Genomic DNA, 20,495 nt, shown 5'->3' with positions numbered 1-20,495 from the left:
CGGCGCCCCCGGGCGTCAGCCGTACGCGGACACCCTGCGTACTCCCGGTGGAGTACCTGCTCAGCGGGGGGTGGGGCCGGAGGTCGCGGGCGAACCGGCGGGCGGTAAGGGCGCGCTCAGCGGGTCCGCCTCACCGAGACCCGCTGAGCGCGCCCTTCCGGTCCAGCAGCGACAGCGCCCGGTGCGCCACCGGGTGGGTGCGGACGATCTCGCCGAGCGTCGTCGACCCCTGCGTGATCTTCGTGAACATGTGCCACGCCGGCCGGAACCCGGTCAGCGCCGCGTGGAACAACGCGGGGTGCCGCTCGAAGGCCGCCAGCATCCGCCGCCCGACCGCCATCTCCACGCCGAGGCCGGCCTTGACGGCGAAGGCGTAGTTGAGCGCCTGGCGCCGCGCGTCCACCGCGTCCTGCGCCTCCGCGATGCGCACCGCCCACTCCCCCGCCAGCCGGCCGGAGCGCAGCGCGTACGAGATCCCCTCGCGGGTCCACGGCTCCAGCAGCCCGGCGGCGTCGCCGCAGACCACGACCCGGCCGCGGGACAGCGGCGAGTTGTGGGCGCGGCAGCGGGTGAGGTGACCGGACGACAGGCTCGGCTCGAAGCCCGCCAGACCCAGCTGGGCGGTGAAGTCCTGCAGATACCGCTTCGTGGCGGCACCGTCGCCGCGGGCGGAGATCACACCGACGGTCAGGGTGTCGCCCTTGGGGAAGACCCACCCGTAACTCCCCGGCAGCGGGCCCCAGTCGATCAGCACCCGGCCGCGCCAGTCGTCGGCGACCTCCGGCGGCACCGGGATCTCCGCCTCCAGCCCCAGGTCCACCTGCTCCAGCTCCACGCCGACGTGGCTGCTGGTCCGCCCCGCGCTGCCGTCCGCGCCGACCACCGCGCGGGCGAGCACCTTCTCGCCGTCCGCCAGGTGCACCGCGACGGTGCGCCGGTCGGGCACGTCGGGCCCGTGCTGCTCGACGCGGGCGACGGTGACGCCGGTGCGCAGCCGCGCGCCGGCGCGCTGGGCCGCCTCGGCCAGCCGGGCGTCCAGCTCGGCGCGGTTGACGAGACCGAACAGCGTGCGGCGGGAGCGGCGGGTGCGGCCGAGCCGGCCGCGCATGGTGAACGTCACGGCGTTCACCCGGTCGCGCAGCGGCAGTTCGACCCCGTCCGGGAGCGCCTCGCGGGACAGGCCGATGATGCCGCCGCCGCAGGTCTTGTAGCGGGGCAGTTCGGAGCGTTCCAGGAGCAGTACGCGGCGCCCCTGGCCGGCGGCGGCGTACGCCGCGGCGGTCCCGGCCGGGCCGGCGCCGATGACGACGACGTCCCAGACGCCCGGGGTGCCGCCGGCCTCGTCACCGGGCCTGTCGGCCGGTGACCTGTCGGCCGCCGGCTTCGGCGTCTCATCGGGCAGCTCTCGAGGGTTCTCGCTGGTCACGTTGGCTCTCTGCTCCTGTTCCCGGCCACCCCCACCCGGGGGCGCCCACCTGCCGCATCCTAGAACGACGCACCGCTGTGCGATGATCGTCACCGCTCGCCCCGATTCCGGGACCCGACACCGCAGGACATAACGCAGTTCGCCCGAGGAGCGTTCCCATGGACACCGAACGGCTCGCCCGCACCGTCGCCGGGCTGCTGCCGCGCGCCCGTACCGAGCTGGCCGAGCTGGTCTCCTTCCGCTCGGTCGCGCTCATCGACCCGGAGCGCTTCCCGGCGTCGGAGTCGGACGCCGCCGCCCGCTGGGTCGCGGACGCGCTGACCGCCGAGGGCTTCACGGACGTGCAGTTGCTCGACACCCCGGACGGGACCCGTTCGGTGTACGGGTCCCTGCCGGGTCCGGCGGGCGCGCCCACGGTGCTGCTCTACGCCCACTACGACGTACAGCCGCCGCTCGACGAATCGGCGTGGCTCAGCCCGCCGTTCGCGCTGACCGAGCGCGACGGCCGCTGGTACGGGCGGGGCGCCGCGGACTGCAAGGGCGGCGTCCTCATGCACCTGACCGCCCTGCGCGCGCTGCGCGAGCACGGCGGCGTGCCGGTCTCGGTCAAGGTCATCGTGGAGGGCTCGGAGGAGCAGGGCACCGGTGGGCTGCAGCGGTACGCCGAGCGGCACCCGGAGCTGCTGACGGCCGACGCGATCGTCATCGGCGACGCGGGCAACTTCCGCGCCGGGCTGCCCACGGTCACGGCCACGCTGCGCGGCATGACGATGCTGCGGGTGCAGGTGGACACGCTGGCGGGGAATCTGCACTCGGGCCAGTTCGGCGGCGCCGCCCCCGACGCCCTCGGCGCGCTCATCCGGATTCTCGACTCGCTGCGCGACCCCGACGGCTCGACCACGGTGGACGGCCTGGCGGCCGGCACCCGGTGGGACGGCCTGGCGTACCCGGACGAGGACTTCCGCCGGGACGCCAAGGTGCTGGACGGCGTGGAGCTGATCGGCTCGGGCAGCGTCGCGGACCGCCTCTGGGCCCGGCCGGCGGTGACGGTGATCGGCATGGACGTCCCGTCGGTGGCCGAGGCCACGCCGTCGGTGCAGGCCACCGCCGCGGCGCTGGTGAGCCTGCGGCTGCCGCCGGGCCACGACGCGGCCGAGGCGACGGAGCGGCTGAGGGCGCACTTCGAGGCGCAGGCGCCGTGGGGCGCGCGGGTGACCACCGAGCCGTACGGCGACGGCCAGCCGTTCCGCGCCGACGTCACCAGCCCCGCGTACCGCGCGATGGCGGAGGCGATGCGCGCGGCGTACCCGGGCGAGGAGATGCAGGTGGCGGGGCAGGGCGGCACGATCCCGCTGTGCAACACCCTCGCCGAGCTGTACCCGCAGGCCGAGATCCTGCTGATCGGGCTCTCCGAGCCGGCGGCCCAGATCCACGCGGTGAACGAGAGCGTGTCACCGGAGGAGTTGGAGCGGCTGTCGTTGGCGGAGGCGCTGTTCCTGCGCGGGTACGCGGAGGGGCGCGCGAGCTGAGGCCGCGGGCCGGCGCCGGCGGACCGGTGCTGGCGGGCCGGATCGGGCGGCCGGGTCTGGGTGCCCGTCAGCCGACGTCCGTGAGCCGGGCGAAGACGACGACGTTGCCCTCGTAGCCGGGGTTGCTCACGTCGTCGCGGTAGTCGCCGCCGCAGGTGAGCACGCGCAGCTCGGCGCGGTCGGTGTCGCCGTAGACGCGCCGGCTGGGGAAGTCCTCGGCGTCGAAGACCTCGACGGCGTAGACGGTGAACACCGCCGTACGGCCGTCCTTCCGGTCCACCTTGATCACCTCGCCGCGCTCCAGGCCGCCGAGGCGGTAGAAGACCGCGGGCCCGGCAGCGTCGTCGACGTGCCCGGTGACCACGGCGGTGCCCGCGGCACCGGGGGTCGCGGCGTCCCGGTACCAGCCCGCGAGGTTGCGCACGCCCGCCGGCGGCGCCGCCAGCCAGCCGTCCGGGTCCAGCCCGACGTCGGTCAGCGGGGCGTCGACGCCGATGGCGGGGATGCGGATCCCGGCGGGCGGCGACGTCGGCAGCGGCGGGTGCGCGGGCGGCCCGCCGTCGTCGAGCCCGTTCTCCGCCGCGGGCTGCGGCGGGCCGAAGCCCCCGGTGAGGGCGGTGTGGATCATGCCGATGCCCAGGAGCATCACGCAGATGACGACACCGGCGGCGAACCGGTTGCGCAGCGCCGCCCCGGCGACGCTCCCGCCGCCGTCGCGGTCGTCTCCGGGGTCGGAGAGCGGGCCGCCGGGCGCGGTGCCGTTGGGGGCGGCCTCGTACCCGGTCGTGTCGTGGGGCAGCGTGCCGTGCGGGGTCATGCCGTAGGGCATCGTGGCGTACGGGTCGACGGTGCGGTGCTCGTGCATGGTGCGGACCGTTTCTGCGCGAGGAGCCGCGCGGGGAACTGGGCGGGGAGTCGGGTACGGCCTGCGACGTGCGCCCCGCGGCCGGGGCCGCGGGGCGCCGCGCGCGACGCGGACCGGTGCCCTGCGCCGCGGGTCAGCCGCGCCCGGGCGCCTGCCGGCGCCGCAGGAGCAGGACCCCGCCGAAGGCACCGGCGGCCGTGAGCCCGGCGCCGCCGGAGAGCATCGCGGTGTCGCCGTCCTGGGAGCCGCCCAGCCCGCCGCGGGCCGGCTGGGTGGGCTTCACCGGCTGTGCCGGATCGGCGGGTTGCGCCGGCTGGACGGCTTCCTTGCCCGGCCTCCCCGGCTGGGCGGGCTGTGCCGGCTGGGCCGGCTCGGCGGTTTCCTTTGCCTCCCCCGCCTCCTTGCCGGGCTGGGCCGGCGTGGCCTGCCGGGTCGCCGCCTCGCCCGGCTGCTGCCGCGGCCGGGACGTGGCTCCCACCTCCGACTCGCCGTCGCCGCCGGCGCCGGCGCCGGCGCCGGCGCCGGCGATGGTCAGGGGTGCGGTGCCGGACTCGTCGCCGCAGGTGAAGGTCACGTCGTACGCGGCGCCCGGCTTGGCGTCCCAGTCGATCTTCACCTGTGCGCTCTGGGTGCCGCCGCCCATGCCGAGGGTCGTCTTGTCGAAGACCGCCGACGAGGCCGTGGCTTCCTTGTCGCACTCCGTCACGGTCAGATCGACCTTGCCGCCCGGTTCGACGGTCGTGGGCGTGACGGTGAATCCGAACGAGGTGATGTTGCTGTCGTTGTTCTGCGCCGTCGCCACCGTGGCCGTGAGGCCGGCGGCGAGGGCGCCTACGGCCGCGGCGGCCAGCGCCGTGGATATGATCCGCATCGGTCGTTAACTCCTGAAGTGGGGGGACGCGACGACGTCGGCCGCCGCTAGCGGAGACGCTATGCAGCCCTCGGCGGTGACACACACTCATAAACTGCTGAATGGGGCAATAACAGGGCCAATAGGGTTGCCGCAGCCAAACCAGGCGACATCCCCGCGGCCCTCGCGCCCGTGCACCTCCACCGCCCGTACGCCCCTTGCGCCCCGCGCCGCTACGTCCCGCGCGGCCCCACCCGCGCTACGCCCCGTCCGCGACCGGGGCGCCGCCCTCCAGGTAGACCGCGGCGCCCCGGCGGCGGGCCCGCAGCGCCCAGCGCAGCCTGCTGAACCGCACCGACGGCAGCAGCCCGCCCGCCTCGTCCTCCGTGACGAACCGCCAGGCGCGCAGCTCGGGTCCGGGCAGCAGCACGCCGGCCGCCTCGGCGGGGCGCAGCCGGCCGCCGTCGTAGAGCAGCCGCAGCCCGCCGTACTCGGGCGGCCGGGGCGGCTCCCAGTCCACCACCAGCAGCCGGGGCGACCGGCGCAGGCTCAGCCCCAGCTCCTCCGCCACCTCCCGGACGCCGCCGCGGGCGGGGGCCTCGCCGGGCTCGACGACGCCGCCGGGGAACTCCCAGCCCGGCTTGTACGTAGGGTCGACGAGGAGGACCCGGTCCTCCTCGTCGAAGAGCAGCACACCGGCGGCGAGCGTCTCGCGGGTGGGCTCGGAGTTCTGCACGATGTCGCAGTGGCCGGCTCCGCCGCGCAGGCAGGCCGCGACCTCCTCGGCGGCCCGGCGGGGGGTGAGGCCCGCGGCGTCGACGAGGTGGGCGTCGCCGGTGAGCCAGTGCGGGAAGGAGCCGGCGTGCAGGATCGTTTCGTCAAACGAGACCAGCAAATGCCGCACGTCGAAGCGGCGGGAGGCCAGCCGTCCGAAGATCTCGTCGCGGTACTCCTGCCGCCACAGCACCGCCGGCACCACCAGCGGACCGTCCGCCTCCGCGAGCAGCGCCGCCGCCGTCTCCACCACCAGCCGCCGCCACGACGGCAGCTCCTGCTCGTCGTCGACCTCCTCCAGGCGCTTCTGCGGCAGCAGCCGCCGCAGCTGTCCGCCCGTCAGGTCCGGGTCGTAGAGAATGCTCCCCGGCGTCAGCTCCACCAGCTCGTGCGCGACGCGGCGCAGGCCCGTATCCCATGCGCCGTTCAGCCAGACGATCACATGTTCCCCCTCTCAGCCGCCCCCAGAGAGTTGCCCGCTACCCGCTCCCGGGGAAACTCCGTGCGAAGAGTTTGGCCGCCCGGCTACGCCACACCGCCGCGACCCGGCGCGATTGCGCCGGGTCGCGGACCGATTCGAGCCGTTGACGGGCCCGTACGCCGTCGTGCTCGGACCAACCGGGCCGTCCGGGGCCCGACGAGGGACCGTTCGGCCCCTCCACCGCGCACCGCCGACCGGGCAGGCTGGCGCCTGCTGCCCGACTCGCGCGGGCGGGGTTCGGCGGCCCGGTCCGGTGATCAGAAGGGCTGATCGACGGCTCCCCCCCCGGGCCGCCGCCACCTGCTCCGGCGGGCCGCTCCCGGCTCTCCCGACGCCTCACCCCTTCGTGGAGCCGAGCGTCAGCCCGGCGATGAAGTGGCGCTGCAGCAGCAGGAAGACGATGATCGTCGGCAGCGCGACCAGCACGGATCCCGCGGCGAGCAGGTTGTAGTCGGTGAAGAACTGCCCGCGCAGGTTGTTCAGCGCCGAGGTGATCGGGAGCTTGTCGCCGTCGGAGATGAAGACCAGCGCCCACAGGAAGTCGTTGTACATCCAGGTGAACTGCAGCGTCCCCAGCGCCGCCAGCGCCGGGCGGCACAGGGGCAGCGTGATCCGCCAGTACTGCGTCCACACCCCGGCGCCGTCGACGACCGCGGCCTCCAGGATCTCGGTGGGCAGCGCGCGCATGAAGTTCGCCAACACGAAGACGCAGAAGCCCAGCTGGAAGCCGACGTTGACGGAGATGACGGCCCAGTACGAGTCGTACATCGTCATTGACTCGGACATCCAGTACGGCAGCTCGATGCGGTTGAACATCACGTACAGCGGCGTGACGATGACCTGCTGGGGCAGCAGGTTGCCCGCGGTGAAGAGGATGAGCAGGAACAACCCGCCGCGGATGCGCAGCCTGGCCAGTACGAAGGCGGCGAACGACGCCAGGAACAGCACGATCAGCACGCCGGGCACGGCGATGATGAGCGAGTTGATGAAGTACTTGCTCATCTCCGAGTCGGAGAACGCCTGGCGGTAGTAGTCGAAGGACAGTTTGCGGGGGAAGGAGAAGTAGCCGTGCTCGGCGGTCTCCTCGTACGGGCGCAGCGAAGCGTAGACGGCGAGCAGCAGCGGGGCCAGGAAGGCGAGCGAGACCCCGCTGAGGAAGATGTGCACGCCGAAGCGGCCCCGCCGGGGCCGCTTCGCTGCCGACAGGTGCGGCGTCTCGGGCGGCGCGGCGGCGCCGGGGCGCGGCCCGGCCGTGGTGGGCACGTCGGCGGTCATCGGCGCTCCTCCCCACGCATCTCCTGCACCAGGTACGTCACGATGAACCCCAGGGACACGGTGAGCAGCACCACGGCGATGGCGGAGCCGAAGCCGATGCGGCTGGCCTCGCCGATGATGTTGTCGGTGACGAGTACGGACAGCAGTTCCAGGCCGTTTCTGCCCTTGTTGATGGCGTAGACGATGTCGAAGGCGCGTAGTGCCTCGATGACGGTGATGACGAGGACGACGACGTTGACCGGCCGCATCGTGGGGAAGACCACGCGCAGGAAGGTCTGCCGCTCGTTCGCGCCGTCGATGGCGGCGGCCTCCTTCAGCTCCGGCGCCACGGCCTTCAGACCCGCCAGATAGATGATCATCACGTAGCCGGTGTGCCGCCAGCCGGCGGCCAGCAGCACCATCCAGATGTTCAGGTCCCGGTCGCCGAGCCAGTCGGTGGGATTGTTCTCGTTGCCCAGGATGGCGTTCAGCGCGCCCTGGTCGCGGGAGAAGATCAACTGGGCGATGAAGCCGACGACTGCGAGGGAGAGCACGACCGGCAGGTAGATCGTGGACTGGTAGAAGCGCGAGAAGCGCACGCCGCGGTCGATGACCACCGCCAGCAGGAGCCCGAAGGGCGTGGCGACCAGCCCCAGGAAGGCTATCCACAGCAGGTTGTTGCGCACCGCGGGCCAGAACGGGGGGTAGTCGCCGCCGGCGAGCGTGTCGTAGTTGTCGCCGCCGACCCAGCTCAGGTCGGACAGGCCGTCCCAGGAGGAGAAGGACAGGGTGATGGAGGCGACGGTCGGCCCCCAGATGATGAACAGGTCCAACAGGATGGTGAAGCCCAGCAGCACGCCGATGACGGCGAGGTCGCGGGCGGTGAACCGCCGCGGACCCCGCCGTCGGGTGCGCCGCGCGGTGGTGACGAGCGGCACGGCGGACTACTCCTGGCCTTCGGCGAATATGGTCTTCTTCTGCCCCTCGATGCCCTTGAGCAGGCCGTCGATGTCGTCGGGGTCGTCGATGAAGTCCTGGAACGCCTTGATCATGACCGTCGAGGCGAAGTCGGGGCGGGTGTCCCGGTCGAGGAACTGGGATATCTGCTTGGCGTTCGAGACCAGCTCCACGGCCTTCTTCTGCAGCGCGCCGTAGCCGGAGGTGTCGGCGTCGGAGTGCACGGCGATGTTGTTGGGGTCGGACTTCAGGTACGCCTCTTCGGCGGCCGGGGTGGCGAGGAACTTCAGCAGTTCCTTTGCGCCCTCCTCGTTCTTGGCCTTGGACGACATCAGGAAGCCGTCGATCGGGGCCTCGACCGCGTCCTGCCCGTGCTCGGGGGTGATCTCCGGGAAGGGGAAGAAGTCGAGATCCTCGCGGTCGGCCTCGGAGAACTGCTGGCCGGGCTGCGGCAGGCCGAACACCGCCATGCCGGTCTTCTTTTGCGCCAGCGACTGGGCGGCCTCCTGCCAGGTGCGGCCGTTGGCGCCCTCGTCGTGGTACGGCATGAGGCCACGCCACAGGTCGAAGACCTCGCGCACCTTGGGGTCGGTCCAGGACTCCTCGCCGGCCATCAGCGACTTGTGGAAGTCGTATCCGTTGGCGCGCATGTTGAGGTAGTCGAACGTGCCCATGGCCGGCCAGCCGTCCTTGTCGCCGAGGGCGAAGGGCACCAGGCCGTCCTTCTGCATCTGCTTGGCCAGCGCGGTGTACTGGTCGAAGGTCGTCGGTATCTCGTAGCCGCCCTGCTCGAAGACGCTCTTCCGGTAGAAGACCGCCCACGGGTAGTAGTAGAGCGGCACGAAGTACTGCTTGCCGTCGGCGCCGGTGGACTGGTCCTTCAGCGCGCCGGAGAAGCCGTCGAAGCCCTTCCACAAGTCGCTGATCTCGGTGAGCAGTCCGCGCTCGGCGAAGAACTGCATGCGGTAGCCGGCGAACCACATGAACACGTCGTCGGGCTGGCCCTGCAGATAGCGGTTGATGTTCTCCTGGAATGTGTTGTGGTCGACGGTATTGACCTCGACCTTCTTCTTCGACTTACTCTCAAACGCGTCGAACACGTCCTGGTACGCCTTGCGGGGCACCTCGTCGGAGGCGTTGGACCCCATCGTCACGGTCTTGCCGTCCCCGCCCGGGCCGCTGCCGCAGGCGGCGAGCAGGGCAGGGAGGGTGACGGCGCCGGCGCCCAGGGCGGCTCCTCGCAGCAGACTCCGGCGCGTCATCGGCGGTGCGGTAGTGGGGCGGCCTAGAGTCCTGCCGGCAGAAGATGAGGCGCTCATCGCAACCCTTCCGTGGGGTGTTAACCAAACACAACCGAACGAAGATTGTGGGATCACACCTCCGCTCAGGGGTACTGTCAAGGGTTTTGACCGAGTGTCGGCCAACTGTTATCGCATCTCTTCCGACAGACTCCAACAAGCTCTACCGTAAACGCTCGTGTGACGCGTCCATGATCAACAACATCTTCACAGCACCCCTACGCAGAGGAGTGGATCAGATGCGGAACCTGCCATCCAGACGAAGAGGCGGCCGAACGTTCGCGCGCACGATGATCGGCGCAGCGGGAGCGGTCGCGCTGTGCGCGGCCCTCAACGGACCCGCCGCGGGCGCACCCACGGGAACCCAGGCGCAGGGCGCGACCGCCGCCGCGAAGCCGGCCGCCGAGCCGGACCTCCGGCTGCCCGACGGGCTGGCCAAGACCCCGCCCATGGGCTTCAACAACTGGAACTCCACCCACTGCCGGGCGGAGTTCGACCACGAGATGGTCAAGGGCATCGCCGACATCTTCGTCGAACGGGGCCTGAAGGACGCCGGCTACGAGTACGTGAACCTCGACGACTGCTGGGCCCTGCCCGAACGCGACGCGAACGGCAAGCTGGTCCCCGACCCCGCGCGCTTCCCCGACGGGATCAAGGCGGTGGCCGACTACGTCCACTCCAAGGGGCTGAAGTTCGGCATCTACACCAGCGCCGGCACCAAGACCTGCAACACGGCCGGCTTCCCCGGCGCCCTCGGGCACGAGGAGAGCGACGCGATGCAGTTCGCCGAGTGGGGCGTCGACTACCTCAAATACGACAATTGCAACAACCAGGGCGTCGACGCCGTCGAGCGCTACACCAAGATGCGCGACGCGCTGCAGGCCGCCTCCGAGACCACGGGCCGGCCGATCGTCTACAGCATCTGCGAGTGGGGCCAGAACGAGCCGTGGGAGTGGGCGGCGGACGTCGGCCACCTGTGGCGTACGACCGGTGACATCAGCGACAACTGGTCGAGCATGCTCGGCATCATGAAGCAGAACCTGCCGCTCGCCGAGTACGCGGGTCCGGGGCACTGGAACGACCCGGACATGCTGGAGGTCGGCAACGGCGGCATGACCGACACCGAGTACCGCACGCACTTCTCGATGTGGTCCATCATGGCGGCGCCGCTGCTCATCGGCTCCGACCTGCGCACCGCCGACGAGGCGACGTTCGAGATCCTGGAGAACAGGGACGTCATCGCCGTCGACCAGGACCCGCTGGGCAAGCAGGGCGCCGTGGTGACCTCCGAGGACGGCCGCTGGGTCGTCGCCAAGGAGATGGCGGACGGCAGCCGCGCCGTGGCGCTGTTCAACGAGACCGGCACGCCGCAGCGCATCTCCACCACCGCCGAGGCCGTCGGCCTGCCGGCCGGGGACGGCTACCGGATGCGCGACCTGTGGCAGCACGAGGACTACAACACCGGCGGCGAGATCTCCGCGACGGTGCCCGCGCACGGCACCGCGCTCTACCGCGTCTGGCCCGATGGCGACGCCGGTTCGTACCCGCCGGCCGCCGAGTTCGGCGCGGACTCCGCGCCGTACGTCGAGGCGGGCGGGGCGGCCGAGGTGACGACGACGTTCCGCAACACCGGCGTCAATGCGGCGAAGAACGTCGCCGTCGGGTTCGACGCCCCCGCCGGCTGGCAGGTGGAGGACGGTTCGCCGACCACCGCGAAGCAGGTCGAGCCGGGCGGCACACTGACCACCACCTGGCAGGTCACCGCCCCCGCGGACGCCGCGACCGGCCGGCAGGAGTTTCCGCTGACCGCCGCGTACTCCGCGCCGTCCGGCAAGGGCGTGTCCCTGACCTCGGCGAGCGCGGCGTACGTGGTCGCGAGCCCGCCCGCGGGGACGACGTACGCCAGCGACTGGGAGTGGCTGGAGGCCGGCAACGGCTGGGGTCCGGTGGAGCGGGACACCAGCGTCGGCGAGCAGGAGGCGGGCGACGGCGCGCCGCTGACCATCGGCGGCCAGACGTACGCCAAGGGCCTGGGCGTGCACGCCGTCAGCGACATCGGGTTCTACGCCGGAAAGGAGTGCGAGACCTTCAGCGCCGAGGTCGGGCTGGACGACGAGTCCGGGAGCAACGGCTCGGTGGCCTTCGAGGTATGGGCCGACGGCGCCAAGGCCGCGGAGTCCGGCGTGCTGACGAACGACGAGCCGGCGCAGCCGCTCTCCGCGGACATCGGCGGCGCCGAGTCCGTGCGGCTGGTCGTCACCGACGGCGGCGACGGCATGGACTACGACCACGCCGACTGGGCGAACGCGCGGTTCGGCTGCTGACGCCCCGTAACGCACCGGCGCAGGAAGGCGGGTGCGCCGTCGCGCCTGACGCACGCGGCGCCGCACCCGCCCATGGGGCACCGGCCCGGCAGCACCGCTGCCCTACGCGCCGGGCCGCCGCCCCGCACCGCCCCCGGCCGTCAGCCGGGCGCGGTGAACCTCCGCAGGTCCAGCTTCTGCGCCGCCGCGGCGGCGGCGCCGATCAGACCCGCGTCCGTGCCGAGGTGCGCCGGGACGACCTCCACGTCCGCGGCGTACGACAGCGCGGCGTACGCCTTCAGGTGCTGCCGCACCGGCGCGAACAGCAGCTCGCCGGCCGCCGCCACGCCGCCGCCGACCACCGCGGCCTCGATCTCGACCAGCGTCGCGGTGGCGGCGATGCCCGCGGCGAGCGCCTGCGCGGCCCGGTCGAAGGAGGAGAGCGCCACGGGGTCGCCGGCGCGGGCCGCCGCCGCGACGCCGGCGGCGGTGTCGTCGCCGTCGGGGCCGGGAGTCCAGCCGGCGGCGAGGGCGCGGCGGGCGATGTTGGGGCCCGAGGCGATCCGCTCGACGCAGCCGCGACCGCCGCAGGGGCACGGGTCGCCGTCGAAGTCGACGGCGATGTGGCCTATGTGGCCGGAGTTGCCGGTGGGACCGGGGTACGGCCGGCCGTTCAGGACCAGCCCGCCGCCGACGCCGGTGGAGACGACCATGCACAGCGCCGCGGACCGGCCGCGGGCCGCGCCCTGCCAGTGCTCGGCAGCGGCCATGGCGACGCCGTCGCCGACGAGCACCACCGGCCGGTCGCCGGTGACCTCGCGCACGGCGGCCACCAGCGGGTAGTCGCGCCAGCCGGGGATGTTGACGGGGCTGACGGTGCCCGCCGGGGCGTCCACGGGGCCGGCGCTGCCGATGCCGACGGCGGTCGCACGCGCCCAGCCGGCGGGGTCGGCGGCGGCCAGCTCGCGCAGCACCCCGGCCACGGCGGCCATGACCGCCTCGCCGTCCGCGTCGGCGGGCGTGGGGCGCTGGGCCCGGGCGAGCAGCCGACCGCCGGCGTCGACCAGGGCCGCGGCGGTCTTCGTACCGCCGATGTCGAGCGCGGCGACGAGCTCGGTCGGCTTGGCGGCGACCATCGTGGCGTCTCCTGGAGGTGCGGGTCGGGCGGCGGATGCGGTCCGCGATCAGTCTGCCCGGATCGTGACAACGTTGTCTAGCCCTTATCATCGGGCACGTGCCCGATCACCTCCCCGGCTCGCAGCGGCCCCGCTACGGCAGCCGCCCGACGATGAAGGACGTCGCCGCCCGCGCGGGCGTCGGCCTCAAGACCGTCTCGCGGGTGGTCAACAGCGAGCCCGGCGTCACGCAGGAGACCGAGCGGCGGGTCAGGGACGCCATCGACGCGCTCGGCTTCCGCCGCAACGACAGCGCCCGCATCCTGCGCAAGGGCCGCACCGCCACCGTCGGGCTGGTGCTGGAGGACCTGGCCGACCCGTTCTACGCACCGCTGAGCGGGGCCGTCGAGGACGTCGCCCGCGCGCACGGCTCGCTGCTCATCCACGGCTCCAGCGACGAGGACCCGGGCCGCGAGGAGGAGTTGGTGCTCGCGCTGTGCGCGCGGCGGGTGGACGGGCTGGTGGTCGTGCCGGCCAGCACCGACCACCGCTATCTGGAACCGGAGCTGGCCGCGGGCGTGGCCGCCGTCTTCGTCGACCGGCCGCCGGGGCGGATCAGCGCCGACACCGTGCTGTCCGACAACTACGGCGGCGCCCGCCGCGCGGTCGAGCACCTCGTCGGGCACGGGCACCGCCGTATCGGCTTCATCGGCGACCACCCCCGCATCCACACCGCCGCCGAGCGGCTGCGCGGCTACCGATCGGCGATGGCCGACGCCGGCCTGCCGGTGGCCGGGGCGTGGACCTCGCTGGGCAGTACGGAGCCGGCCCGGGTGGCGGCGGAGTGCCTGCGGATGGCGGCGGGGCCGGATCCGGTCTCCGCCCTGTTCACCGGCAACAACCGGGTCACCGTCACCGCCGTGCGGACGCTCACGGCGGGCGGGCGGCCCGTGGCGCTGGTCGGCTTCGACGACTTCGAGATGGCGGACCTGCTCTCCCCCGGCATCACCGTCGTCGCCCAGGACCCCGCGGAGCTGGGCCGGCGCGCGGCCACCCGGCTCTTCCAGCGGCTCGACGGCGCGGTCGGCGACCCGGAGCGGTTGGTGCTGCCCACGCGGCTGGTCGCCCGCGGCTCCGGCGAGCTGCCACCGGCCGGCTGACGGTCCGGCGGAGCGCCGCCCACGCGAGGCGACGCCTCCCCGGGTCACTCCTCCCGGCCCGGCGCCCGGGGGACGAGCTTGGCGCCCTCGGACCGGACCCGCTCCAGGTGCCGGCGCGCCGCGCGCCGGGCGGCGTCCGGATCGCGGTCCTCGATCGCCTGGAGGATCGCCCCGTGCTCCTTGATAGTCTGGGGCAGGCTGGAGAGATAGGGGAAGGAGTCGCGGTAGGACTCCCGCAGGCAGGCGTTGACGGGGTCCATGAACCAGGAGAAGAACGGGTTCCCGCTGGCCCGGGTGACGGCCTCGTGGAACTGGATGTCGGCCTCCAGGCACGTCTCGTAGTCCCCGGGGCTCTCCTCCGTACGCGCCAGACACGCCCGCAGTTCGGCCAGGTCCGCCTCCCCGCGCCGGTCGGCGGCCAGCGCTGTGACCTCGACCTCGATGGTCAGCCGGGTCTCCATCAGCTGCGGGAAGGTCGCGGCGTTCATGCCCAGCATCAGCGCGTAGTGCCGGGCGACGGCCGAGCCGTCCGGCCGCGCCACGACCATGCCGCGGCCCGGCCGGATATCCACCAGCCCGCGCTGGTCGAGGATCCGCCCGGCCTCCCGGACGACGGTCCGGCTCACCCCGTACCGCTCGACCAGCTGCGGCTCCGTGGGCAGCCGGTCACCGGGCTGCATGCCCCGGGCCAGCAGGTCGTGCTGGATCTGCTCGGCCACGACCGCGGAGAGGCGGGGCGGGCGGGGCGGCACGCGGCCACCGGCCGGCGGCCGGGGCGGCGACCCCGGCGGGATGGATTCCGGGGGTTGCGACTGAGCCATGGCCCCACTATGGTCCGATCATCATACGAAGTCAATATGAGCACCCACCGCGTGCACAGAAAGGCCGGATCCGCATGGCTCTTCGTGAGATCCCCTCCTCCCCCGCGGACGTCCTGCCGGCCGACGCCGACGCCGCCCTGCTGGTCGGCCGCCTGATCGACCCCGCCGACGGCGGCCCGAGCCTGGTCACCGTCCGCGGCGACACCCTCGTCGACGTCACCGCCCTCGGCCCGACCGTCTCCGACCTGCTGGAACACCCCGACGCCGGCGCCCGCGTCCGCGCCGCCGCGGCAGGCCGCCGCTGGCCGCTCGCCGAGGTGCTGGCCGCCACCGCCGCCGGGGACCAGGCCCGGCCGCGGCTGCTAGCGCCGGTGGACCTGCAGGTCCTCAAGGCGGCCGGGGTCACATTCGCGGACAGCATGATGGAGCGGGTCATCGAGGAGCGCGCCGGCGGCGTCGCCGCCGCGGCCGACGACGTCCGCGCGCAGATCGGCGCCCGGCTCGGCACCCGGCTGGAGACGGTACGGGCCGGCAGCCCCGAGGCCGTCGAGCTGCTGGCGTGGCTGCGCGAGCAGGGCCTGTGGTCGCAGTACCTGGAGGTCGGCCTCGGGCCGGACGCGGAGATCTTCACCAAGGGCCCGGTGCTGTCCGCCGTCGGGTACGGGGCCCGGGTCGGCGTGGCCGAGGTCTCCGAGTGGAACAACCCCGAGCCCGAACTGGTCCTCGTCGTCGCCTCCGACGGCCGCATCGCCGGCGTCACCCTCGGCAACGACGTGAACCTCCGCGACGTCGAGGGCCGCAGCGCCCTGCTGCTGCCGCAGGCGAAGGACAACAACGCCTCCACCGCGCTGGGCCCCTTCGTCCGCCTCGTCGGCGACGGCTTCACCGTCGACTCCGTACGCGAGGCGACGATCGGTCTGTCGGTGCAGGGCGAGGACGGCTTCTCGCTGCGCGACTCCTCCGACATGGCGCGCATCAGCCGCCCGCTGGAGACCCTGGTCGCGCAGGCCGTGAACCGCCGCCACCAGTACCCCGACGGCGTGGTGCTCTTCACCGGCACGCTCTTCGCGCCCACCGCCGACCGCGGCGCCCCCGGCAGCGGCTTCACCCACCGCGAGGGCGACCTCGTGGAGATCTCCTCCCCGCTGCTCGGCGCCCTGCGCAACACGGTCACCACCAGCGAGCAGGCGCCGCCCTGGCAGGCGGGCATACGGGAGCTGTACGCCGGATTCGCCCGCCGCGGGCTGCTCCGGGAGGCGGCGTCGTGACCCGCAAGCGCCTGGTCGCCACCGACATGACCGTCCCCGACGACGCCGCCGAGCGACGTGCGGCGGCGGCGGGGACGACACGGGGAGGCTCGATGGCGGGGGCTGGACCCCACGGTGAGAAGCCGACGCGGTCGCTGGCACACGACGCCGCGGCGCCGCCCGCGCTCAGCCCTGCGGTGAACGCCCCGCCAGCGCGTGCAGTTCCGCCCGCGCCAGCCCCGTCCGCTCGGTGACCTCCGTCGCGTCCACCGCCCCGCAGTCCAGGCCCCGCAGCAGGTGGCCGCTGAGCGCCCGCGCCGTCGCCGGCTCGTCCAGTACGTCGCCGGCCCCGCCGCCCGCGCCCGGGCCCCGCCCGCGTTCCGCGTACGCCGCCAGCCGGGCGCACGCCGTGTCCAGCCCTTCCCGGCAGAACGCGTACACCGCCGCGTAGCGCGTCGGCAGCTGCGCCGGATGCATGTCCCACCCCTGGTAGAACGCGCGCGCCAACGACCGCCGCACCAGCCCGTAGTGCAGCCGCCAGGCCGCGTGCACCCGCGCCGTGTCCCCCACCGGCAGCACGTTCGTCGACCCGTCCGACAGCCGTACGCCCGTGCCCGCCGCGGCCACCTGCATCACGGCCTTCGCGTGGTCCGCCACCGGGTGGTCCATCGACTGGTACGCCGCACTCACCCCGCACGCCGCGCTGTAGTCGAACGTGCCGTAGTGCAGCCCCGTCGCCCGCCCCCCGGCCGCGTCGATCATCCGCGCGACCGTGGCGCGGCCGTCGGCGCCGAGGATCGCCTGCGTCGTCTCGATCTGGATCTCGAACCCGAGGCGGCCGGCCGCGAGCCCGTGCACCCGCTCGAACTCCCCCAGCAGCTCGGCCAGCACGCTCACCTGCTCCGGGTACGTGACCTTCGGCAGCGTCAGCACCAGCCCGTCCGGCAGCACGCCGCCGCCGGCCCGCAGCAGCGCGGTGAGGAAGAGGTCGAGTGTGCGGATGCCGCGGTCCCGGACGGCGGCCTCCAGGCACTTGGCGCGGATCCCGACGTACGGGGGCCCGCCGCCACCGGCGACGGCGTCGGCGACCACCCGGGCGGTGGCCACGGCGGCGGCGTCCTCCTCGTCGTCGGGGCGCGGCCCGTAGCCGTCCTCGAAGTCGATGCGCAGGTCCTCGACCGGCTCGCGCACCAGCTTGGCCCGCACCCGGTCGTACACCTCCCCCGCCGCCTGGGCGGGCAGCCCGACCACGGCGGCGAACGCGCCGGCATCGGGCGCGTGCGCGTCCAGCGCGTCGAGCGCCTGCCGGCCCCACTCCCGCACGGTACGGGCGCCGAAGGCGTCGCCGGGGACGTAGACGGTGTGCACAGGCTGGCGGGTGCCGGGGTCGCCGGGATAGCGGCGGGCCAGCTCGGCGTCGACAGGGGCGAGGGCGGTGGCGATCCGCGCCCGCGCGGGGGCGCCGATCGACGTCGCGGCCGAGTCGTCCTGCACCACCGCGCACCCTCCCATTGTTCAACAAAACGTTGAAGCGAACGTATCCGGGCACCCGGGGCGCGTCAACGGACGGCGCGCGATCACACGTGACGGACACCCGGAGCGTCGCGCCGGGTGCCTGGCCACAGCGCGAGCCCCAGGCCGCTGAACCCGGCGCCCAGTGCGCAGACGGCGCCCCATCCGGCCGCCGCGTAGAGGGAGGTCGCGGCGATGGCGCCGGTGGCACTGCCGACCGCGTAGAAGACCATGTAGCCGCCGATGAGGCGGCTGCCCGCGTCGGGGCGGAGTGCGTAGATCAGGGTCTGGTTGGTGACGTGGACCGCCTGCACGGCGAGGTCGAGCAGGATCACCCCGGCGACCAGCGCCCAGAGCGAGCTGCGGGTGAACGCCAGGGGCAACCACGAGACGGCGAGCAGCCCCAGGGCGATGCCCGTGGTCCGTCCGGAGAGCCCCCGGTCGTTCAGCCGGCCCGCCGCGGACGCGGCCAGGGCGCCCGCGGCGCCGACCAGCCCCAGCAGCCCGATGGCGCTGGAGGACAGGTGGTACGGGGCCCCGCTGAGCGGCAGCGCGACGCTGCTCCACAGGGTGCTGAACGCGGCGAAGATCAGCAGACCGAACAGCGCCCGGCGGCGCAGCAGTCGTTCCCGTACGAACAAGGTGACGGTGGAGCGCAGGAGTAGCCCGTAGCGCAGGGGCGCCGGCGGGGCGCCGCCGCGGCGCGGCAGCACGCGGTGCAGGACCAGGGAGAGCAGGGCGGTGAGCGACGCCGAGGCGAGGTAGACGGAGCGCCAGCCGGCGAGATCGGCCACGACGCCGGACACGGTACGGGCGAGCAGGATGCCGATGACCACGCCGCCGGTGACCAGCCCGACGACCCGCCCGCGCGCGGCGGGCGGGGCCAGCGACGCGGCGAACGCCACCAGCGTCTGCGTGACGACCGCGAGCAGCCCCATCACGGCCATGCCCGCGAGGAGCACCGCTGCCGTGGGCGCGGCGGCCACCACGGTCAGCGCCGCCGCCAGCAGCAGCAACTGGGCCACGACGAGCCGTCTGGGGTCGGCCATGTCGCCCAGCGGCACGAGGAGGAAGAGCCCCAACCCGTACCCGACGTGGGTGAGCGTGACGATGCCGCCGACGAGCGCCGGGCTCATGGCCAGGTCGTCGCCCATGGCCACCAGGAGCGGCTGGGAGAAGTAGACGTTGGCCACCGCGGCTCCACAGGCGACGGCGAACAGCATGACGACGCCGCGGGACAGGACCGGTTCCTCCGCACCACGGGCCTCGGCTTGTCGCGTCGCGGCCTCACCCCTGCCGGGCATGAGCACTCCCCTTCGCTTCTGGTTTCATCTTGCTACCAGTCGTGACGGTAACCTTGCTTGGTAGCATGTTGCAACCATCACGAGGGAGGAACGCCATGGTGGCCAGGACGCGCTTCGACGACAGCGAATGCCCCGTCGCCCGGTCGGTGGACGCGATCGGCGACTGGTGGTCGCTGCTGATCGTGCGGGACGCCTTCGACGGCAGCCGGCGTTTCGGCGAGTTCCAGCGCAGCCTCGGCGTGGCGAAGAACATCCTCACCGCGCGGCTGCGCACCCTCGTCGACGGTGGTGTCCTCGCTTCCGTCCCCGCCGCGGACGGTAGCGCCTACCGCGAGTACGTGCTGACGCGGAAGGGCGAGGCGCTCTTCCCCGTCATCGTGGCGCTGCGGCAGTGGGGCGAACAGAACTTCTTCGCCCCCGGAGAACCGCACTCGGAGCTGGTCGACCGGCGCGAGGGGCGGCGCCTGCGCGGGCTGGAGGTGCTGTCGGCGGACGGGCGGCGGCTGAGTCCTGACGACACCGCCGTCCACAAGGTCTCCGCCGGGTGATCCGCGCCGGAAGACCGAGTGCCGGTGCGACCCGCGGGCCCCTCAGGACAAGGCGTCGGCGAACCAGGCGATCCACAGGGCGACGGGCACCGCGAGCGTCGCCAGGCGCAGTGCGCTGTCCGCCGTCGCGGCGGCGGCTTGGTGCGGGGGCCAGGGCAGGTCGCGTACGGGCGGATCCGTGTCCGGCAGGGGAGCGCCGGCGGCAGCGGCGGCCGTCGCCGCGAGCGACCGGGCGGCCCGTCCGGCCGGAGACAGCGGGTCCGGTACGTCACCGGGGCGGCCGGTGCCGTCCGCCGGCGGCACCTCGGCGCCCAACTCCCCGGCCACGTCGGCGAGCAGCCGCCGCTGCCGGGCGCCGACGGTGGCGCCGCGGTCGCGCCCCGCGCCCCGTTCCGCCTTTCGGCCCGGCCCGCCCGCGCCCGGCCCGCCCGCGCCCGGACCGCGGGGGGCGTGAGCCCGTAGCACGAAGGCCGCTTGCTCGTCGCAGACGACGTACGGCGCCCCGCCGTCCTCCTCCCGCCCCGCGCCGACCACCGCCAGCGCCCCCGGGTCCCGCTCCGCCGTGCGCAGCAGCTCCGCCGCCCCGCGCACCGCCGCCGCCGCGTCCGCCCCGCCCAGGACCCGGCCGCCCGCCGCGACCGTCGTACGCACCGCCGCCCCGGCCGCGCCGCCCGGCACCACCAGCGCCGCGGAACCGGCCTCCAGCACCACCCAACTGCCGCCCCGCGGCCGGACGCAGCGCCGACGCAGCCAGTACCCCGCCACGCTCGCGGCCCCCACGACCGCCGCCGCCCCGAGCAGCCACGGCACCGGCACGTCACCGGTGATGCGCAGCAGCACCAGCAGGGCGTACGCCACGGTGAACCGCGGCCAAGTCCCCGGCACGCCGCCGCCCGGCGGGCTCCACTCCCGTGCACCCCGCGGCAGCCAGGCGTACGGGCTCGCGCTACCGCTCCCGCTCATGCGCCGCATCCTCCCACGCACCGTACGGCCCACACCATGACGTCGGGCGGACGACGGCCGCACGCGAAAAGGGCCCGCGGCGCCGCAC

General features: G+C 73.9%; 17 protein-coding genes. 5 read left to right on the top strand and 12 right to left on the bottom strand.

Annotated features, from left to right (window positions below; translation table 11 throughout):
• Window positions 1–130: 130 nt before the first annotated feature.
• Window positions 131–1,402 (bottom strand): geranylgeranyl reductase family protein, encoded by a 1,272-nt coding sequence (locus T328_RS05370; RefSeq protein WP_496494901.1) that lies wholly within the window; start codon window positions 1,400–1,402, stop codon window positions 131–133.
• Window positions 1,403–1,584: 182 nt separating this feature from the next.
• Here T328_RS05370 and T328_RS05365 point away from each other — a divergent pair, with 182 nt between their 5' ends.
• Entirely contained in the window at window positions 1,585–2,955 is a 1,371-nt protein-coding gene (locus T328_RS05365) for a dipeptidase (RefSeq protein ID WP_496494687.1), read from the top strand.
• Between the two features lie 67 nt (window positions 2,956–3,022).
• Here the strand turns inward: T328_RS05365 and T328_RS05360 are convergent, their stop codons facing one another.
• The 6 genes from T328_RS05360 to T328_RS05335 all read right to left on the bottom strand — a co-directional run bounded on the left by T328_RS05360 (window position 3,023) and on the right by T328_RS05335 (window position 9,398).
• Window positions 3,023–3,601 (bottom strand): class F sortase, encoded by a 579-nt coding sequence (locus T328_RS05360; RefSeq protein ID WP_496494900.1) that lies wholly within the window; start codon window positions 3,599–3,601, stop codon window positions 3,023–3,025.
• Window positions 3,602–3,953: 352 nt separating this feature from the next.
• A complete protein-coding gene (locus tag T328_RS05355; protein ID WP_496494686.1) occupies window positions 3,954–4,691 on the bottom strand; it encodes a hypothetical protein in 738 nt (245 codons plus the stop codon).
• A gap of 238 nt (window positions 4,692–4,929) precedes the next feature.
• Window positions 4,930–5,886 (bottom strand): NUDIX domain-containing protein, encoded by a 957-nt coding sequence (locus T328_RS05350; RefSeq protein WP_496494685.1) that lies wholly within the window; start codon window positions 5,884–5,886, stop codon window positions 4,930–4,932.
• 375 nt (window positions 5,887–6,261) lie between these two features.
• A complete protein-coding gene (locus tag T328_RS05345; protein ID WP_496494684.1) occupies window positions 6,262–7,200 on the bottom strand; it encodes a carbohydrate ABC transporter permease in 939 nt (312 codons plus the stop codon).
• Window positions 7,197–8,117, bottom strand: coding sequence for a carbohydrate ABC transporter permease (locus tag T328_RS05340; protein ID WP_496494683.1), 921 nt, complete (start codon window positions 8,115–8,117; stop codon window positions 7,197–7,199). Before T328_RS05340 ends, T328_RS05345 begins: the two co-directional genes overlap by 4 nt.
• A 6-nt stretch (window positions 8,118–8,123) precedes the next feature.
• Window positions 8,124–9,398 (bottom strand): ABC transporter substrate-binding protein, encoded by a 1,275-nt coding sequence (locus T328_RS05335; protein ID WP_496494682.1) that lies wholly within the window; start codon window positions 9,396–9,398, stop codon window positions 8,124–8,126.
• Window positions 9,399–9,673: 275 nt separating this feature from the next.
• On the opposite strand from T328_RS05335, the gene T328_RS05330 reads away from it, so the two are divergent.
• Window positions 9,674–11,758: an NPCBM/NEW2 domain-containing protein gene (locus tag T328_RS05330; protein WP_496494681.1), complete on the top strand. Its 2,085-nt coding sequence runs from the start codon at window positions 9,674–9,676 to the stop codon at window positions 11,756–11,758.
• A 140-nt stretch (window positions 11,759–11,898) separates the two neighbouring features.
• Here the strand turns inward: T328_RS05330 and T328_RS05325 are convergent, their stop codons facing one another.
• A complete protein-coding gene (locus tag T328_RS05325; protein ID WP_496494680.1) occupies window positions 11,899–12,873 on the bottom strand; it encodes an ROK family protein in 975 nt (324 codons plus the stop codon).
• A gap of 152 nt (window positions 12,874–13,025) precedes the next feature.
• Here T328_RS05325 and T328_RS05320 point away from each other — a divergent pair, with 152 nt between their 5' ends.
• Entirely contained in the window at window positions 13,026–14,012 is a 987-nt protein-coding gene (locus T328_RS05320; protein ID WP_496494899.1) for a LacI family DNA-binding transcriptional regulator, read from the top strand.
• Window positions 14,013–14,056: 44 nt separating this feature from the next.
• Here T328_RS05320 and T328_RS05315 read toward each other — a convergent pair whose 3' ends face one another.
• The gene (locus T328_RS05315; RefSeq protein ID WP_496494679.1) at window positions 14,057–14,833 is read right to left on the bottom strand and encodes a FadR/GntR family transcriptional regulator; all 777 of its coding nucleotides are present in this window, start codon (window positions 14,831–14,833) and stop codon (window positions 14,057–14,059) included.
• A 74-nt stretch (window positions 14,834–14,907) separates the two neighbouring features.
• Here T328_RS05315 and T328_RS05310 point away from each other — a divergent pair, with 74 nt between their 5' ends.
• Complete coding sequence (locus T328_RS05310; RefSeq protein ID WP_496494678.1) at window positions 14,908–16,101, top strand: fumarylacetoacetate hydrolase family protein; 1,194 nt, start codon at window positions 14,908–14,910, stop codon at window positions 16,099–16,101.
• A 165-nt stretch (window positions 16,102–16,266) separates the two neighbouring features.
• Here the strand turns inward: T328_RS05310 and T328_RS05305 are convergent, their stop codons facing one another.
• Both T328_RS05305 and T328_RS05300 read right to left on the bottom strand, forming a co-directional pair.
• Window positions 16,267–17,577: a DUF6986 family protein gene (locus T328_RS05305; RefSeq protein ID WP_496494677.1), complete on the bottom strand. Its 1,311-nt coding sequence runs from the start codon at window positions 17,575–17,577 to the stop codon at window positions 16,267–16,269.
• A gap of 80 nt (window positions 17,578–17,657) precedes the next feature.
• Window positions 17,658–18,896 (bottom strand): MFS transporter, encoded by a 1,239-nt coding sequence (locus T328_RS05300; protein ID WP_496494676.1) that lies wholly within the window; start codon window positions 18,894–18,896, stop codon window positions 17,658–17,660.
• Window positions 18,897–18,991: 95 nt separating this feature from the next.
• On the opposite strand from T328_RS05300, the gene T328_RS05295 reads away from it, so the two are divergent.
• Window positions 18,992–19,444 carry a winged helix-turn-helix transcriptional regulator gene (locus T328_RS05295; protein WP_496494675.1) on the top strand — a complete coding sequence of 151 codons (453 nt, stop codon included), beginning with the start codon at window positions 18,992–18,994 and terminating at the stop codon, window positions 19,442–19,444.
• A gap of 42 nt (window positions 19,445–19,486) precedes the next feature.
• Here T328_RS05295 and T328_RS05290 read toward each other — a convergent pair whose 3' ends face one another.
• On the bottom strand, window positions 19,487–20,407 hold the full coding sequence (locus T328_RS05290; RefSeq protein WP_496494674.1) for a hypothetical protein: 921 nt from the start codon (window positions 20,405–20,407) through the stop codon (window positions 19,487–19,489).
• Window positions 20,408–20,495: the final 88 nt, after the last annotated feature.

Source organism: Streptomyces sp. CNX435, assembly GCF_059570575.1.
The sequence above is the reverse complement of the archived record's forward strand: the minus strand, read 5'-3'. Positions and strand labels throughout refer to the sequence as shown.